13 protein-coding genes, 1 tRNA gene and 2 pseudogenes are annotated in these 16,946 nt (G+C 55.0%); 9 read left to right on the top strand and 7 right to left on the bottom strand.

The genetic code is table 11. From position 1 onward, the window contains the following. Nucleotides 1-4 precede the first annotated feature (4 nt). From C7U61_RS18620 to C7U61_RS18605, 4 genes are all read right to left on the bottom strand, one after another. Complete coding sequence (locus C7U61_RS18620; RefSeq protein WP_106999565.1) at nucleotides 5-760, bottom strand: DNA-binding domain-containing protein; 756 nt, start codon at nucleotides 758-760, stop codon at nucleotides 5-7. A 10-nt stretch (nucleotides 761-770) separates the two neighbouring features. Next, nucleotides 771-1,625: a DUF692 domain-containing protein gene (locus C7U61_RS18615; protein ID WP_106999564.1), complete on the bottom strand. Its 855-nt coding sequence runs from the start codon at nucleotides 1,623-1,625 to the stop codon at nucleotides 771-773. A gap of 112 nt (nucleotides 1,626-1,737) precedes the next feature. Further along, nucleotides 1,738-2,022, bottom strand: a complete 285-nt coding sequence (locus tag C7U61_RS18610) for a DUF2282 domain-containing protein (protein WP_106999563.1) — start codon at nucleotides 2,020-2,022, stop codon at nucleotides 1,738-1,740. Nucleotides 2,023-2,068: 46 nt separating this feature from the next. Next, nucleotides 2,069-2,335: a DUF2282 domain-containing protein gene (locus C7U61_RS18605; RefSeq protein WP_092718462.1), complete on the bottom strand. Its 267-nt coding sequence runs from the start codon at nucleotides 2,333-2,335 to the stop codon at nucleotides 2,069-2,071. A 291-nt stretch (nucleotides 2,336-2,626) separates the two neighbouring features. On the opposite strand from C7U61_RS18605, the gene C7U61_RS18600 reads away from it, so the two are divergent. The 4 genes from C7U61_RS18600 (at nucleotide 2,627) to C7U61_RS18580 (ending at nucleotide 5,951) form a co-directional block, all read left to right on the top strand. Beyond that, on the top strand, nucleotides 2,627-3,193 hold the full coding sequence (locus C7U61_RS18600) for a sigma-70 family RNA polymerase sigma factor (RefSeq protein ID WP_106999562.1): 567 nt from the start codon (nucleotides 2,627-2,629) through the stop codon (nucleotides 3,191-3,193). Next, the gene (locus tag C7U61_RS18595; protein WP_106999561.1) at nucleotides 3,180-3,815 is read left to right on the top strand and encodes an NrsF family protein; all 636 of its coding nucleotides are present in this window, start codon (nucleotides 3,180-3,182) and stop codon (nucleotides 3,813-3,815) included. The genes C7U61_RS18600 and C7U61_RS18595 overlap by 14 nt, the downstream gene beginning before the upstream one ends. Nucleotides 3,816-4,056: 241 nt before the next feature. Continuing rightward, a tRNA-Gln gene (locus C7U61_RS18590) sits at nucleotides 4,057-4,130 on the top strand. A gap of 1,011 nt (nucleotides 4,131-5,141) precedes the next feature. Continuing rightward, nucleotides 5,142-5,951, top strand: a complete 810-nt coding sequence (locus C7U61_RS18580) for an ABC transporter permease (protein ID WP_348627059.1) — start codon at nucleotides 5,142-5,144, stop codon at nucleotides 5,949-5,951. On the opposite strand, the pseudogene C7U61_RS18575 reads toward C7U61_RS18580, so the two are convergent. After that, nucleotides 5,952-6,320 (bottom strand): annotated as a pseudogene (locus C7U61_RS18575) (DDE-type integrase/transposase/recombinase); the annotation flags it as partial. It abuts the gene before it with no gap. Between the two features lie 79 nt (nucleotides 6,321-6,399). Here C7U61_RS18575 and C7U61_RS18570 point away from each other — a divergent pair. From C7U61_RS18570 to C7U61_RS18560, 3 genes are all read left to right on the top strand, one after another. Then, a complete protein-coding gene (locus C7U61_RS18570; protein WP_106999679.1) occupies nucleotides 6,400-6,783 on the top strand; it encodes a transposase in 384 nt (127 codons plus the stop codon). Next, nucleotides 6,780-7,124 (top strand): IS66 family insertion sequence element accessory protein TnpB, encoded by a 345-nt coding sequence (tnpB, locus tag C7U61_RS18565; protein WP_106999558.1) that lies wholly within the window; start codon nucleotides 6,780-6,782, stop codon nucleotides 7,122-7,124. Before C7U61_RS18570 ends, tnpB begins: the two co-directional genes overlap by 4 nt. A gap of 75 nt (nucleotides 7,125-7,199) precedes the next feature. Further along, nucleotides 7,200-8,798: an IS66 family transposase gene (locus C7U61_RS18560; RefSeq protein ID WP_106999557.1), complete on the top strand. Its 1,599-nt coding sequence runs from the start codon at nucleotides 7,200-7,202 to the stop codon at nucleotides 8,796-8,798. Between the two features lie 8 nt (nucleotides 8,799-8,806). Here C7U61_RS18560 and C7U61_RS19695 read toward each other — a convergent pair. Beyond that, nucleotides 8,807-9,520, bottom strand: a pseudogene (locus tag C7U61_RS19695) (transposase); the annotation flags it as partial. Between the two features lie 364 nt (nucleotides 9,521-9,884). On the opposite strand from C7U61_RS19695, the gene C7U61_RS18550 reads away from it, so the two are divergent. Together C7U61_RS18550 and C7U61_RS19405 are read left to right on the top strand one after the other, a co-directional pair. Beyond that, nucleotides 9,885-13,190, top strand: a complete 3,306-nt coding sequence (locus C7U61_RS18550; protein WP_106999556.1) for a glycosyltransferase — start codon at nucleotides 9,885-9,887, stop codon at nucleotides 13,188-13,190. A 50-nt stretch (nucleotides 13,191-13,240) separates the two neighbouring features. Continuing rightward, nucleotides 13,241-14,152 carry a class I SAM-dependent methyltransferase gene (locus C7U61_RS19405; RefSeq protein ID WP_146143965.1) on the top strand — a complete coding sequence of 304 codons (912 nt, stop codon included), beginning with the start codon at nucleotides 13,241-13,243 and terminating at the stop codon, nucleotides 14,150-14,152. Between the two features lie 955 nt (nucleotides 14,153-15,107). On the opposite strand, the gene C7U61_RS18530 is transcribed toward C7U61_RS19405, so the two are convergent. Then, complete coding sequence (locus C7U61_RS18530; RefSeq protein WP_106999553.1) at nucleotides 15,108-16,820, bottom strand: capsular polysaccharide synthesis protein; 1,713 nt, start codon at nucleotides 16,818-16,820, stop codon at nucleotides 15,108-15,110. Nucleotides 16,821-16,946 lie beyond the last annotated feature (126 nt).

Below are 16,946 nucleotides of genomic sequence, written 5' to 3'. Positions count from 1 at the left end.
GCGTTCAGCGAATGGCCATGAAAGCGCCTGCCGTGAACGCACCGGCGAGGTTGGCGGAAAGATCGAAATTGGCGGCTTCGGCGAGAGCCGTCTCATAGGTCTGGCCAAGCGTGGCGCCCGAAAACAGCTCTTCCAGAAAGGTTGCGCCACCCGGCGGCAGGCGATGCACCTCGACGGTCATCTGCGGGCGGATGACGAGAGCATCCTCGCCCGTCCAATCGGCAATATCCCCAAGCTCGATTTCGCCGGTATTCATCGCCCAGATGGTAACGGCCGGATAGGCGGAACGAACCACTGAGGCGGAAGGATGCGGCATGAAAGTCAGCTCCGCCAGGCCGGCAGGCTCGATGGTCGCCACGAGTGCTGCATCGAGCGGCACGGCGTCGGCCGCGTGATAGGCTCGACCCCGCAGCGCCTCCAATCGCATGACATCGGGCAGATAGGGGATTTCCTGAGCCGGTTCGAAACACTCGACGAAATCTGGGAAGTCATCGCCATAGGCAAGCAGCAGCGGCGAGCGCGGCGGATGCAGGCGAATGAACTCATGCGCCATGGCGGCGAAGAATTCCTCCCCGACGATCCTTTCCGCGGCTGGAAAGCGGGAGGCTAGGGCACCGATCAGGCCGACAGCGACATTGTTGCGATAGACGCCGAACCGCCGTGCCGGCTGTGGGCCATTCCAGGCGGTCAATCCATCGGGCACCGCGAGATCGGGATCGATGAGTGCTGCGGCGAATTCGCTTTGCGTGGCCAGAGACATCGATCCCTCCTCAGGCTGCTCTGCGGGCGGCGGCACGTTTCAGGATGGCATCGGCCGCTTCAGCCTCGGCCCTCAGAACCGGCCATTCCGGCACGTCATTATCCCATTCGACCAGGCTGGCCACTGGACCGATCCGATCGATCAGCTCCGTGTAAAGCGCCCAGACGGGATCTTTTACCGGCGTATCGTGGCTGTCGATCAAAAGCGGGGCACCTGAATCGTCGATGGTCTCCGAATGGCCGCTTAGATGGATCTCGTGCACCCATGGCACCGGGAAGCGCTCGAGATAGGCGTGTGCGTTCATGTGGTGATTGGTGGCGGCGACGAAGACATTGTTGACGTCGAGCAGCAGGCCGCAGCCGGTGCGCCTGGCGACTTCGGCCAGAAATTCAGTTTCCTCGATCGTGCTCTCTTCGAAGAGCAGGTAGGTAGCCGGATTCTCGAGCAGCATCTGACGACCGAGGATTGTCTGCACCTGATCGATATGGGTGCAGACCTGCGCCAGCGTCGCCTCGGTGTAGGGCAGCGGCAAAAGATCGTTGAGAAAGGTCGTGTCGTGCGTCGACCAGGCGAGGTGCTCCGAAAAGCTCTCCGGCTCGTAGCGATCGCAGACGATCTTCAGGCGAGCGAGATGCTCTTGGTCCAGTGGCTGCATCGAGCCGATGGAAAGGCCGACGCCGTGTATGGACAGCGCATAGTCCTGGCGCAGCCTGGCAAGCTGCGCATGTGGTGGACCGCCGGCGCCCATATAGTTTTCAGCATGGACTTCGAAGAAGCCAATCGGCTGACCGGCATCATTGATCTCGGCGAAATGTTCCGGCTTGAAGCCGACGCCGGCACGACGGGGGAGTTCTGACGGTTTCATTGCGGGCCTCCGGGTTTGGGCAATTCCAGCAAAGTTACGAAGCGGTTTCGCGTTCGGGAGGCAGGCGGCGCCGGATTAAACGATGCGCCGCCCACGTGTTCGCGCTGTCCCGTCAGACCGGGGCCGGCCCCTGCATCAGGGTGCCATGGCCGTTCGGCGTCTTGATTGTCTCGCAGGTTCCGGCAGGAACCAGCTTCCACGAGTTGCGCTGATAGTCGACCTTCGACGTGCCGGCGCAGGTCGTGCCGGGGCCGGCCGCGCAATCGTTCTGACCCTTGAGGGCGACGCCGTAGCATTTCTCCCTGGCATCGGCGGCAGATGCTGTCGCTGCGCCGGCAATCAGCGTCACCGCCGTTGCGACCGATGCGGCAAGGGCGAGTGCGGACATCTTGCTCATGACAAACTCCTTACGAGAGATGATTGACGATCAATCGGGTTTCGGATCAGGCCGGGGTCAGCGAGCCGTGACCCTTCGGGGTCTTCATCGAGGTGCAGGTGCCTGTGGGAACGAGCTTGAAGGACATCTTGTCGTAGCTCATGGTCGACTTGCCGGCGCAATCATGCTTGCCGGCGGCACAATCGTTCTGGCCCTTAAGGGCGACGCCATAGCATTTTTCCTTGGTATCGGCGGCCGAAGCCGGGACGGCGACGGATGCAAGTGCCGATGCGATCGAGCCAGCAATGGCCAGGGTGAGGATGCTGTTCTTCATGGATCTGTCTCCTAGATGGATGCGAGCCGTCATTGGCTTGCATCGAGGTCTACGGAGCGTTTCGAGCGGATGTTACAGCCGCATCGAAAATTTTTTCGAGATGGCGTCATTTATATTGTGCCGGCTATCTTCTGGCAGGCAGTAGCCCGGCAGGTGCGGCGGTGAGGCTGACATGTGCACGTGGTGGCAGGCACATCTGGGGCAGCACCTGCCTGAGAAACGAAAGGGCTTGAAAAATAAGTGCCGTTGCCGGTAACGAAAGTCTGCGGTCCCGCGTAGAGGAGATGTCGGATGAATCATTCGGCGCGCGAAGAGGAATGGGCAGTCTGGATGCGCGCGGCCATCGGCGGCGATGCGCAGGCCTATCACCGTTTCCTCACCGCCGTGGCGCCGCATCTGCGCGCCATGGCGCGTCGGCGCTGCGATCAGCTGGGTGCGCCGTTAAGCGAGGCTGAGGATGTGGTACAGGAAGTGCTGCTCGCCATCCATCTGAAGCGCGGCACGTGGGATTCATCCCGCCCGATCGGCCCCTGGCTGTCGACGATCGTGCGCAACAAGCTGATAGACAGCCTGAGACGGCGAGGGCGACATATGAGCGTACCGATCGACGACGTAATCGATTTCCTGGAGGCGGAAGAGCACACCGACGCCTTGGACCGGTTCGATGTCGATCGTATGCTGGAGCTGCTGAAGGACCCGCAGAAGACAATCGTGCGCTCGATTTCCGTCGAGGGAAGCAGTGTTCGCGAAACGGCGGACCGGCTGAAGATGACGGAAGGGGCCGTGCGCGTGGCGCTACACCGCGCTTTAAAAGCGCTTGCGGCTTTGTATCGGAGTGAGACCAGTGAAAACCGATGACCTCATCAATCTTCTGGCGCAGGACGCACCGGTCCGCACGCGGATCGGTAAGGTCCTGACCCTGGCGGTCGTCGCGGGTATCCTGATCAGCGGCGGGATCTTCTTCGCCATGATCGGCTTTCGCGCCGATATCGATGCAGCGATGGAGACTGTCCGTTTCCTGTTCAAATTCGTCGTGACCATCGCGCTTGCAGTAACGGCCTGTGCCGTCGTCTTCCGTATCGGACGGCCGGGCGTTTCGCTGCGCCTGTGGGGCTGGACGCTGCTCTTGGCGCCCGTCCTTCTGCTTGCCGCCGGCGCCGTCGAAATGGCCGTCATGCCGGCCGATAGCTGGAGTGCGCGGATGATCGGGCACAATGCCCGCTTCTGCTTAACGCTCATCCCTCTGCTTTCGATCGGGCCGCTCGCCTGCTTTCTTTTCGCCCTGCGCCAGGGCGCGCCGGAAAAACCGGGTGCCGCCGGCGCTGTCGCCGGCCTTGCCGCAAGCGGCATCGCCGCGACCTTCTACGCCTCCAATTGCACCGACGACAGCCCGCTTTTCGTTCTGCTCTGGTACCCGATCGCGATCGCCATGGTGACCGCAGTTGGATATATTCTCGGCAGGCGCCTGTTGCGCTGGTGAGGCGATCGAAGGCGTGACCGCAAAATTGGCGAGATCCCTCGTCTGGCAGCAGCTTTGGGGCATTGGGGCAGTGCGGCTTGGAAAATCCGCTGGAAGCAGACGGATTCCTGACCTATCGTGGCGGTCCAGGGTGACTGTCAAAAAAGTCGCATTTTCCTGCGTTAAAGTGTTTGCATCTGCGGCAAATTCGATTATAGAGGCCCTGCTTTCCCCGCAGGGGCATCCAACGCCCGGCGGCTGTTGGGAAATAGTTCAATGGTAGAACAGCGGACTCTGACTCCGTTAATCTTGGTTCGAATCCAGGTTTCCCAGCCAATCATTTTCCATAAGAAAATCAGCATGTTAGGCGAACGAGTGGATGGCGGCTTTCGCTGCTTCATGTCGCGTCTTGTTGCGCGCTATTTCCCTTCATTTCGGGGGTTCCATTAGGCGTAGGCGCCGGCGAAGCTATGCAACATGAAACGCGACATGCTTCGAGCATTCATCCGATCCCCATTACCTATCTTGTTTCCAAGTTATCCTTATCTCCCTATCGAGGGCTTTCACCGCTTTAGTCGGAGTATTGAAGCTCAGTTGACGGTGGCGCCACTACCGTCTTCGGAAATACCATCCGGTACCACATTCCTCGTCTGAATCTCTCAGCGTCCATCCAATCTCCTCGATTTGCGTAAAAATCTCGTCGATCAGTGGATTTCCCGTTCTTTTGTAGTGCACGGATGGCCGGTGGAATTTGTGATAGAAGGCCATACGGGAGAGGGCGCCCCACTTCAGTCCTGGAAATGCCGCACGGATTTCATCTCTCGTTGAGTCGGAAGTATACATTCTTCGTAGCTTTGAGAGCTCGAAGGCGGTCCAGGGATGTTAAGCCCTTTTCAAGCCGTGGCTCGGGCAACGTGCCCATATTGCTTCCCGGGTAAGGTCAGAGACAGCCCTATAAGCTCGTTTGCTCGATCAGCGCTCTATTCCTGCCTTAAGTTCTAAAAAAGTGATTTGGAAAAATTTCCGCTCACAACTATACAACAACACTCGAAAGAAGAAGCCTCTTTTTACTCGACGAGTGCTACCCTAAACTGTACCGCACTTTAATACCGTAATCGATTTGCAGAACCGCGCCGGGTGTCTGCCGCATACGCCAATGCTGGGAAAGGGCTTCGAAATTGAAAAAATGCAAAATTCGCCCGAGCGATGGAAAGAAATAAAAGCACGCATTTTGGAGTTCAATGATTTCAATCTAGTAATTGCCGGCGCCACCGCTTTGGTCGGAATCATTTATTTCGCATTACGCACTTTCGGATACGATCTTCCGTTATTGTTTTAGGATTTTGGATGCAGCCTCGCAAATCAACCAAAAAACGTTCAATAGTAGACGCATCGCGAGAAGTCTGTCACGTTATGAGCGCTGTTATATTGCGCGATATGCGCACTCGCTTTTTCAATCACGGCCTTGGATTTCTCGTGCAATCGCTGTGGCCGTTAGTACACATTTTCGTGATTCTGCTTATTAACATCTTCGCTGGTCGCGCAGCGCCTTATGGAAATAACCCCATGATTTTCTTCGGAGCTGGAGTTATTCCCACCTTGACATTTATTTATATATCGCGATTTATGGCTTATTCTGTAGTTATGAATAAGAGTATGCTATCTTTCCCGATAGTTCGCGTTACCGACATAATGTATGCAAGGGCATTATTGGAGATTATAGCCGGATTTATAACTCTATTTTTAATTTGGATAATCTTTACTGTAATGGGATTAAGTCCATATCCAGACGATCCACTTCAAGCTGTATTTGCATATCTCGCAACAATATTTTTCGCAATTGGAGTGGGATCTATAATCTGCGTTATAGCAACAATACAACCACTTTTCGTCACTGTGTACGCCCTTATGGCGCTTCTTTTCTATCTCGGATCCGGTTGCCTATTTGTAACACCTAATTTGCCAGACCAGATAGCGATCCCACTCTCGTACAATCCGCTGGCTCAGTGTGTTGAATGGATGCGGGTGGCTTATTTCGAAAACTACAGTGATCGCTTACTTGACAGGGAATATCTTTTATCGTTTTCCGGCGCATGTCTTCTTGTCGGCTTGGCTGCCGAACGATACACAAAGCGGTTGATGCTGGACGCAGATTGAACGCCAATCCTCCATCTTTGAACGCGCGTCGTCATCCGCCATTGCGTCGCAATGGCGTGGGCTCATGAACCAGTGGGCGTTCAGACACTCGGCGCGGAACTTGCCGTTGAAGCTCTCGATGTAGCTGTTGTCGGTCGGCTTGCCAGGCCGGGAGAAGTCGAGCACCACGCCCTTATGGTAGGCCCACAGGTCGAGGTCGCGCGAGATGAATTCGCTGCCGTTATCGACACGAATGGACGCTGGATAACCGACTTGCCGGCACACCCGCTCAAGCGTCTGCACCACGTCTTCGCCTCGATAGCTGAAGCGGGCATCGACTGCTGGCGAGAAGCGCGAGAAGGTATCGACAACCGTCAGAACCCTGATCTTGAGTAAGCGGACAGGCCATCCCACGTAGCATGGAGACGCGAAATCGCTCATTTTCAGCATGAATCATGCTGGGAATCCTATGAGTGAAGATATGAATCATGATCGTACGTTTGAAATTCTGACGGCAGAGCCGGTGCGAAGGCGGCGAACGCCGAAGTTGCGTTCCGATGAGGAGAAGGCCTTGATTTTGGAGCAAGCTCTCGCTCCTGGCGCGAATGTCTCTGCGGTTGCGCGTGCCCATGGGATGGACCCGTCGCAGCTTTTTGGATGGCGTCGAGCAGCGCTTGCGTCTGGTTCGGTTCAGCGCCTGAAAGCAACCGTAAACGATGAGGCCTTTACTCGTTTCGAGGCGGTGCGGACGGACACTGTCGAGATCCAGGTGGGCGACACGACACTTCGCGTCAGCGCTTCGATCGATCCGACGCTGCTGAGCGGTATTGTCCGGGCGGTACGGCAAGCATGATCGCTTCGGGTGTTGTTGTTTACGTGTCGTGTCAGCCCGTCGACTTCCGCAAAGGCGCTGCATCGTTGATGGCCCTGGTGCGCGATGGCGGCCTCGACCCGTTTAACGGTGCTCTTTATGTATTCCGCTCGAAACGTGCAGACCGGATCCGCATTGTTTGGTGGGACGGCAGTGGGGTCTGCCTTTACGCCAAAATAATCGAAGAAAATGGCTTCTGCTGGCCTGTCCCGTCTGCCGCCCGCGTCCGTCTCGACCATGCGCAATTAATGGCACTTCTAGCCGGAATGGATTGGAAAAAGATCCGCCCCGCCAAGGTGCGCCGGCCACTTTCGATCGGCTGATGACGATGTGCGGCAAGTTGAATCATGTTGCTGTAAGTGTTGGGAAATCGGCTGATTCTATGCTCTATTGCGCGCATGGTTTTACCCGGTCCCGACCTTCCTGACGACATCGATGCGCTGAAAGCGATGATCATCGCTTTGAACGCAGAGAAGGCTGCGACTGACGCCGAAATTGCCCGAATGAAGGCTGTCCAACAGAAAGCCGACGAGCGGATCACCACTTTGACGGCGATCTTGAAGGTTTTGCAGCGGGCCCAAAACGGGACGCGCTCCGAGCGACTGCGGCTGGCGATCAACGACGAGCAGATAGACTTCGCGTTTGAGGAGGTCGAGACTGGCCTTGCGGCGATTGATAGCGAACTTGGCCAAGTGGGCAAAGAGCGGCCAAAAAGGGAGGCGCGGCCTCGCAAAGGTTTTGCCGCCCATCTCGAACGCATCGAGGAAGTGATTGAGCCGGAGATTCCCGACGACTGCAAAGGCTTGGAAAAGGTTCTGATCGGCGAGGACCGATCCGAGCGGCTTGATGTCATTCCGCCGAAGTTCAGGGTCATCGTCACACGCCGCCCGAAATATGCGTTCCGCGAACGTGACGGCGTGCTGCAGGCTTTGGCACCTCCGCATATCATCGAAGGTGGGCTGCCGAGCGAACGGTTGCTGGCATATATCGCCGTGTCGAAATACGCCGACGGCCTTCCGCTCTACCGCCAGGAGGCGATCTATCTGCGCGACAGCGTGGTTCTAAGCCGCTCTTTGATGGCCCAATGGATGGGGCATCTGGGCCTCGAGTTGCGGATCCTGGCGGATTGCATCCTGGAGCGTATCAAAGCCAGTGAGAGGATATTTGCGGACGAGACGACCTTGCCGACGCTGGCTCCCGGCTCTGGTAGAACGATGAAGGCGTGGTTATGGGCCTACGCTTGCGATGACCGACCGTTTGGCGGGTCTGGCCCGCCGATGGTTGCCTATCGCTTCGAAGACAGCAGGGGTGGCAAGTGTGTCGCGCGTCATCTCGCCGGGTTCAGCGGCATCCTGCAAGTGGATGGGTACTCGGCTTATACCAGCATGCTCAAGGAGCGCGCCAAGTCCGGCAGCAATGAAACGATCAAGCTGGCCGGATGCTGGGCACATTTACGCCGAAAATTCTACGAGCTGCATGTCGGCGGCATTAATGACGCTGCAACAGCGTCGATCACAGCGATGACGGAACTTTGGAAGGTAGAGGACGAGATCCGCGGCAGTGATGCCGAAACCCGTGCCAAACGTCGTCAGGAGACGTCCGCTGGCATTGTCGCCGATCTGTTCCACTTGTGGGAGAAGGAACTCTCCAAAGTCTCCGGAAAGTCCAAGACTGCTGAGGCGATACGCTATGCCCTGACACGCCGGGAGGCGCTGGAGCACTTCTTGACGGACGGCCGCGTCGAAATCGACTCCAACATAGTCGAGCGTGTCATCCGACCCCAAACAATTACGAGGAAGAATAGCCTCTTTGCCGGTAGCCAGGGCGGCGGAGAGACATGGGCCACAATCGCCACACTTCTACAGACGGCAAAAATGAACAACGTCGATCCGCTTGCCTGGCTATCTCAAACGCTCACCCGCATCGCAAATCGCTGGCCAGCCGCTGATATTGAGCTGCTCATGCCATGGAACTTCAAACCTGACGCCGTCGGCTAACCGCTTACGATCTTGCGGCCCGTGGCCAATTGGTCATGAACGAAGTCCATGGCCCAAACATGGTTGGAATGGGTCGCCTCCGTGCGATCGGCCCGTAGCTTCGCCTTGACTCGACGCTTGGGAACCTTGTTGCGGAGTTGCAGGTCCATCTCCTTGTAAACGCGATATATTCGCTTCGGGTTGACGAGCCAGCCGTCACGCTTGATCAGGACATGCACACGCCTATAGCGCGTAGCGCACCCGTGTCTGGCAGATGTCTTTGATCTTCAGCTTCAGTTCGGCCTGCTCGCCGCGCCTGGACTTGTAGACATAAAGCGACCGGTCAATCTTCAGTACCGAACATGCTCGCCGGATAGAAACCTTCCAGTCCGCCTTGACCGTGTCGACAAGCTTGCGCTTGCGGGCAGGCTTCAGAGCGTTTTTGACGGCACGTCCTGAAGCATGGCCTTGTCCAGCGACAGGTCGGCAACAATCCGCTTCAGCTTGGCATTCTCTTCCTCGAGCTGCCGCAGACGCTTCATCTCCGAGGGCATCAGACCAGCGTACTTTTTACGCCAGTTGTAAAATGTCGCGTCTGAAATTCCGGCCTTGCGGCAGACCTCACCGATCGGTGTCCCGTCCTCCGCCTGCTTCAGAACAAAGGCGATCTGCGCTTCCGAAAACTTCGAGGCCTTCGAATTCTCCTCTTCTTCCCAACAGGGATCATAAGTGGAAAATCCCAGGTCTGAATGGCCTAATTTAACGGGCGCACGTCAAAACCCCGAAATCCGTGGGCTGTTCGTCGCGATCACAGTCAAACATTCCACCAGTGGTACAAAGCCATTTACCAATCTTACCAAAATTTTTCCTTAATAGTCTGTGAATCAGATTCAATTTTCAGCATTTGTTCGCGAACTCATTGGCTAAAATTGCAACAATGGCTTGCATTTTGCCACAGTTATCGACACATGATGAGCAAGAGCGCCGGGGGAAATATAGTGCATCTTAAAAAAATCGCTGAAGATTACGCGTTGATAGAAACCGCGAATTGCAAATGCTTAAGGAAAGCGAAAATTAGTTGATTTACCTAGCTACGGATCCCAGAAAATGAAGATGATCGATCGCTACTGGACCCTCAGGGCACTCCGCGGCACCCCCTTATTTGATGAAAAGTGGTACAAATCGCGTTATCCAGATTTGCGCGATTCTAGGATTGATGCGGCTGAACATTACTACGAACACGGCGCCTCTGAGCGCCGTAGAGCCAGCAGCAACTTCGATACACGGCGATACCTACGGCTGTTTCCCGAGGTCTTGGAGAGCGGGCAAAACCCTTTAATCCACTTTCTTCGCAACTTCGACAAAGATCCTCGCGTATGTCATTTCGAGTCGGAACTGTATGACCCTTACAATACATACGAGCGCTTAGAGCGATCTGGCACATTCGACATCGACTGGTATCTTTCCGAGAACCCGGACGTCAGGGAGTCAGGCGCCGATCCTCTGAAGCACTATATTGAATTCGGATATGCTGAAGGCCGTCCTGCGCATCCTGACGACAGACTGCGTGAACAGGCATACGGAATAGTAAACGGAGACATTCCTACGCCGCAGCTTAAACCGCTGGAGCCCACATCGAAGAGTTATATTTACGAAAATTATGTCGAAGATAGTAAAATCAACCAAGAGGTATTGCGTCTACAAACAAAAATATTGCAGGATTCACATAACTCACCACTATTTTCCTTTATAATACCTATCTACAAAGTATCTTCCGCGATTGTGCAGGAACTTATAGATTCCCTCATGAAGCAGTCCTATCTTAACTGGGAGGCATGCATCGCATTAGCATATCTTGACGATGAGGCTCTGCGTCAAGTCGTCGAAGTTGCTCAAAAGTCGGATCCGCGTATCCGCGTGACAATCATGAGCGAAAATAAAGGGATTTCGGGCAATTCGAACGCTGCTCTAGAAATGGCTCGTGGCGACTTTATAGTGCTGGTTGATCACGATGATATCATATCTCCAAATGCTCTGTTTGAATTTTGGAAAGTTCTCAACGTTCAGCCGGACGTCGACTTCATATACTCAGACAAAGATATGATTACCGAGAGCGGGGGGCGCCGTTTTAATCCCCTCTTTAAGCCTGAATGGTCTCCCGAGATCATGCTCAACGCCAACTACTTGACTCACCTCAACGCGCTACGAACGAGCAGAGTACGTGAGGTCGGAGGCTGGGACTCGAGCACAGATGGCGCTCAGGACTGGGACCTATTTTTCCGAGTGATAGGCCAAAGCGGTAAGGTGGCTCACGTTCCTAAGGTTTTGTACCATTGGAGACTGGTCGCGACATCGGTATCTGCTGGTGGAATGGCAGCGAAGCCGTATGCGGCAGCGGCGCAACTGCGTGCAGTTAAAGGTGGGCTGAACCTGCTAGGCTGGTCGGACGCGATCCCAGAGTTTGCAGATGACGGCCTCATCCGTATCAATTGGCAGAATGATCTGAGTCCCGAATCCATGCTTGTATTCGTTGGATCTACGGGTCTTCCTTCGTGGGCAGGGACTACGGGAGCAAAATCTTCCGTGTTCATTGAAGTTGGCGAGGACCTTGCTCAGAGAATAAACGACGCAATTGCGGCGTCAGATGCCTCTTTTATCGCCATAGTTCCTGATTTACTTCAGCCGATTACAGACTATTGGCTGCGAGAGATTTTAGCACCGTTGTGTAACAGCGCTATTGGAGCGACTACTGGCAAGCTCTTGGGACTGGATGCTCAGATACAGGACGCGGGCTGGGTCGCAGAGACTGGTCGGTTAGTACCGCTCTTCCGCGGAATGAAGCGAGCCGCCTACAGCGATATCGGCTTTGCTAATTGGTATCGCAATGTCGCAGCAATTTCTTTCGCCACGCTTTCGTTCAGCAGAGATACTTGGAGTAAAATCGGCGGCCTCCGTGAGGGCGAACGCCCGGATTTTGAATTTACGCAAAGAATCAAGTCCTCCGGCTTCCGCCTTTTATACAATCCATTCGTTGAAAGTTGGATTGACTATGCTCACACAGTGGAAAGATATCTCTTTGGGGAAGACGCTAATCGCGAAACGCCTTCGATCGAATGGAACTCTTGCTTCAATGTCAATTTGATTGCGAGTGGATCTCACGGGATCAACATACGCCGGTTGGCCGAAAGCTCCAAAGAGCACAGGTACGGAGCGGAAGCGTTTTACGTAGCTGGCCGTTTCGATGCTAAAGAAAAAGCTGAGCCAGCCCTTCTCATTAGCTCTAAACCAAAGGAAGTTCCAACCACGACAAAAGGCAGATCTCGGTCAGGTCCATCGAAACCATTAAATTTACTATTTCTCGTACCGAACTTCTCCAATCCCTTCTACGGCGGAATCATGACGATTCTTCGTTTCTGCGATTACGTAGCGAGGAAAGGAGAGGCAACGATCTTTATTGGCGTGTTAGGTTCGAGCAGTGAAGTGGCAGTGTCACGTACTATCGCCGCTGCATTCCCAAAACTGGCCTCGGTGGCTCGTATTATCTGTGTTAGTGATCGAACCGACGTTAATGAACTCAACATTCCAGTAATGGACATTGGGTTCTGCTCACTATGGACCACAGCATACCTGCTTCGAGACTTGAAAAAATGCAATCATAAATTTTATTTCATGCAAGATTATGAGCCCCTGTTCTACCCAGCAGGCACCACCTCCAAGATTGTGGAGGCGACGTATGGATTTGGGTTCCATGGCATTTCCAACACTCCCAGTTTAGCCTCCCTCTACCAATCGCACGGAGGCACTGCCGACTATTTTTACCCTTCGGTGGATAGGAGCGTCTTCTATCCGAATTGTAACCGCACGGAAGTACGTAGCCAGTCTTCCGTTAAAACTATCTTCGCTTACATGCGACCAGGACATCCTCGCAATTGCTTCGAACTCTTGGTAGCAGGCTTCCGAGACCTAAAGGACGCTTATGGCGATGAGATTTCGATTGTCACCGCTGGCGCTCCGTGGTCTCTTAGGGATTACGGACTGGAGGGAACCGTCAATCACCTCGGGTTGTTAGAATACCAGGAAACCAGTACAATCTATCGGTCAGTGGATATCGGTGTAGTGGCCATGGCCACGCCGCATCCATCATACATTCCCTTCGAGTTGATGGCATGTGGTACTGCAGTTGCGTCCACCCGAAATGCTGGGACTGACTGGTTTTTTCAGGGGGGCGCTAACGGGTTTCTTTTCGACTACAATGTGGCGAGTTTCGTTTCAGTGATGAGCCGCGCTGTTGACGACGCTGAAGAACGGCGTTCTATCGCAAATAGTGGACTGAAATTGATCGATTCGCGCTTCAGCGACTGGGATGCTTCCTGCCAATCGATACTTGACGTAGTTAAGAGAACTTTGACTTGAGTAAGGGATCAGCAATGTTGGAGCGAAATTCGGTCGCAAAAAGAAATTTGATGGATGGCGCGCTCGTACAAACAAACGAAGGCCCCCTTTCTGGAAGAGTATTTTACGTTAGAAACGGCCACCGCCACTGGGCTGACATCGAGTGGATCAACGAGAATTTTCCAGGATATCCTGGCTCGGTAAGCCTCATCTCATCCTCCATAGTCGAAGCGTTCTTGCCCGGACAGCCGACCTCGAGAGACTGGTCTGCTTCACGGTCCACACCTGGCAGCATTCGGAGCGTCCGAGATGCGCGGGAGGCCGTAGCTACTATCGCTCGGGGGCGAGGAGTTGAGATCGGCGGAGGCAGTTCGCCATTTCCTGTACCTCTATCAACCATTGTAACGCATGCAGATGTTTACCCATACGAGAAGCTAGTCGACCTGCGTTATGAAGGGCAAAATGTATGTGACATCGTTAGACCAGAAATTGTTACCGACTTCACATCCCTCTCTCCCATTGCAGACGGAACGCTTGATTTCTTCATAGCCTGCCATGTTATCGAGCACTCTCGAAATCCAATCCTGTCCATCAAATTGGCGCTCGACAAGCTGAGACCGGGAGGGCAGCTAATCCTGGTGGTCCCCGAAATCTCGAAGACGTTTGACAGGAACCGCGTGCTAACAAACTTAGACCACTTGATCGAGGACTATTACAATCCTTCGGCGGCACGCGACGAAGATCATTTTCGTGACTTCTTTGCAAATGCGGAAGGGTTTTATTCCGAGAGTGATGGTCCCTTCGAAGCGTTTTGGCGGTCCAAGCTGGCAGAAGACTACTCGATCCACTTCCATACTTGGACGCATGATAGTTTCTTGGAAATGCTTAGCTGGCTACGTGATAATGTTTTCGACTTCTCTGCGGTCTGGAGTTGCGACGTTGTAGGAGACGGCATTGAGTTCTACGTCAACATAGAAAAATGAGCACCGATCGGCGCGGTTGCATGTTCTGATTGTGACCGCGCCGATACCTCACTAATTTCACGTTTTGTGTCGATATCGAAAGTGAATCTCCAGCTTGCTTAGTATATCTCGGCGATCCTGCCCAAAGTGTAGGTCCTGACGTACACTGTTTGTTTCCACGCGAAAATGAGCAAGGTCAACAGGGTGGAGGGCACCCCAGGGTGCGACAAGGAAAATCGCGGACAACTCACCTTCTTCTATGCCGCCGTTCCAATGTTGGAGCGACAAGAATGCTTCAGTCGTATTTCTCTGGAGTGAGATAGTCGAGCGCCGAATGTAGCCGCTGGGTATTGTAAACAGTAGCAATGAAGACGCCAATCCGTTTTCGAGCATCATCCACGTCCTTATAGGCGAGACCTTGCACCTCCTCCTGCTTAAGGGTTTCATGAAGCTTTCCGCTTTTGTATTATCAGAGGGATTTCCAACGCGGCTCATGCTTGGCTGAATGCCGTGCCGATGCAAAAGCTCCGAGTATGCCCCACAAGCATATTGCCCTCCCCGGTCGGAATGGTGAACCAGGCTGCCCAGGTCGGGTTGACGATCAGCAATTGCCATCTTGAGCGCCTCGCTGGCCAGGCTTGCCCTGAGATGCGTGGCCAGCGACCACTTTTTGTAGGGTGCTCGATACCAACTGCTGGAATATGTGCGCAAAAAACACAGATGTAATGCGAATCTCTCCGTTGCGGGGCCTAGCCTTTGTTCCAGCGCTTGGAGAGTTAGTTCCGGGCGTGAATCTTCTGCACTTGAACGGGCTACCGCCGCCTTGGAGCACACATTAAGCGCGTTTACATCGCAAATGATTCATCTGTGTCGTAACTTGCGCTAATTCGGCTCCTAACCAAAACCGACTTACCAGATGCTCCCTTCAATCTAGCGTGTGATTTGTAACAGTTTCTCCGCCGACCATTCGTTGTGGCTAATCAATCGACATCTTGGGTAAGGAGGCCGCCCAGGCATCCAAGTCGGTCAGAGTACAGTTGGCGTCTTTGACGGCTTTGCGGCATGCGGCCATCAGGCGGTCGCTCTCGGGGTTCTGGAGCAGTGCCAAAGCGCAATGCGTCAAATAAGAGGGATCCGCTTCCGAAATTTTATGGACATACGGCCAGCCCAGGTCGGCCAGGAGGTCATACACTTTGGCACCGCCTGAGATCTGATCGATCGCAATGAAAGGAACTCCTTGCCGCATCGCCGCTATTGCGCCGTGGAAACGGGAAGTGAGGATCAGATCGCAATCGCCATATTGCGCTTCGATGGCATTAGCCGGCATAGCGGCTCGTGTCAGGTGATTTTCGATCGTGACGACGCGCAAAGGGCCGTCCTCGGCCGCCGATGTGAGGATGCGTTGGACGACAGCTTCGGTCTCCTGCCACCGGCACCGTTCGTCGCCGTATTCGCCCTGTTGCCCTCGAAGTGCCAAGCCGATGACCCTTTCTGCGCGGGTGGGTCTGTTGCGTCGGTCAACTGGGTTCGGTGCCACGATGGCAACGTCGCCGTATCGCGTGGGTCCGCCCTGTCTTGCGAAGACGCGGTCGAAAGGGTTGCTGTGGTTGGGGTCGTCAGCCGGCAGCAGGCTGACGCCGACGCCAGCCAGGTGGGTCGAGGCGAAATGAGCGAACAATTCCTGCGTCCAAGGATGGAAGCGCAAAATCGGGCCGCAAACGAACAGAACTGCGTCGACGCTCGATGGATCGATCGTTCGCCAATCGACACGCCGCGCGCCTGGCAAATTCAATTCTGCGGCGGTTGCATGGAGCACCTCATGACCGACGCCAACCAGATTCGCTGTTACGGTTTCGAGCGAGCGAAGGTCGCCGATTGTGCCATGGCCCGAGAAAGCGCCATACCATGCCACGAGAATGCGCCGCCGTGACGCGTCGGCCTCCAAAGGTGGGTCGTCAGGCGCCGCCCCGCGCCCGAATCTGCACAGCGTCGCCATCAAAGATTGGTCATCGAAGTGCGCCAGCTTGTGAGTCAACTTCATGACCGGCTCCGGCGGCGTGACATCTTCGCGGTAGGCCAACGTGGGCGGCTCAAGCAGCGCTGGGCTGTGGGGGGCGAAATGATAAGCGTGGCGCGCACTGTGCTTGGGCGTTAATTCCCAGGCGGCGCGAAAATTCGGGTCGACCCGGCAACAATTGGCGAACAGATTATGGACCCAGAAATAATTGTCGTGCTCACTGCGACCGAGCCAATAATCGGTCGCTGCGGCGCACCAGCGCTCGACAATGTAGGAACCCGCTTGTGCCGCCAGGAACCACGTGGACAACAGCCGATCGGGACTGGGTCGATCAAAGGCGAAGAAGCCGCTGGCCATTTGGGCCGGCAACCAGCTATCAAGGCTCCTCGTGCAAATCGTCGTCGCATCCACCCATACTCCCCCATAGCGGTGGAGCAGTTCCAGCCGAATGACGTCGCTGGCTGCTGCGGGCGGTATGGAATCGACGTTCAGGCGCTCCAACGTGGCAGTGGGCAGGAAGTTGGTGAGGTCCGGTAGGCTCAAGGCCTGAACCCGCCAATCCGGATTGAACCTTAGCCAGCTTTGCCGAGAAGCTTGCGCGACCTCCGGTGCTTCCTGCCAGCCTTGAAGCCAGAGCATCCAGATGATTTTTGGTAGGCGAGCGGATAGCAAGTGAACTCCTCACGTTATGCGTCGAGCAAGCGGCATTCGCTGAACTCTCGCTTAAGCCAGCGCTGGCGAGCTATGGGAAGATGTGCCGTTTCACAGCGCCGCCATTCCTCATAAGCTGCAGGCGCT

Source organism: Rhizobium sp. JAB6, assembly GCF_003024605.1.
Taxonomy (GTDB): Bacteria; Pseudomonadota; Alphaproteobacteria; order Rhizobiales; family Rhizobiaceae; genus Rhizobium.
The sequence above is the reverse complement of the archived record's forward strand: the minus strand, read 5'-3'. Positions and strand labels throughout refer to the sequence as shown.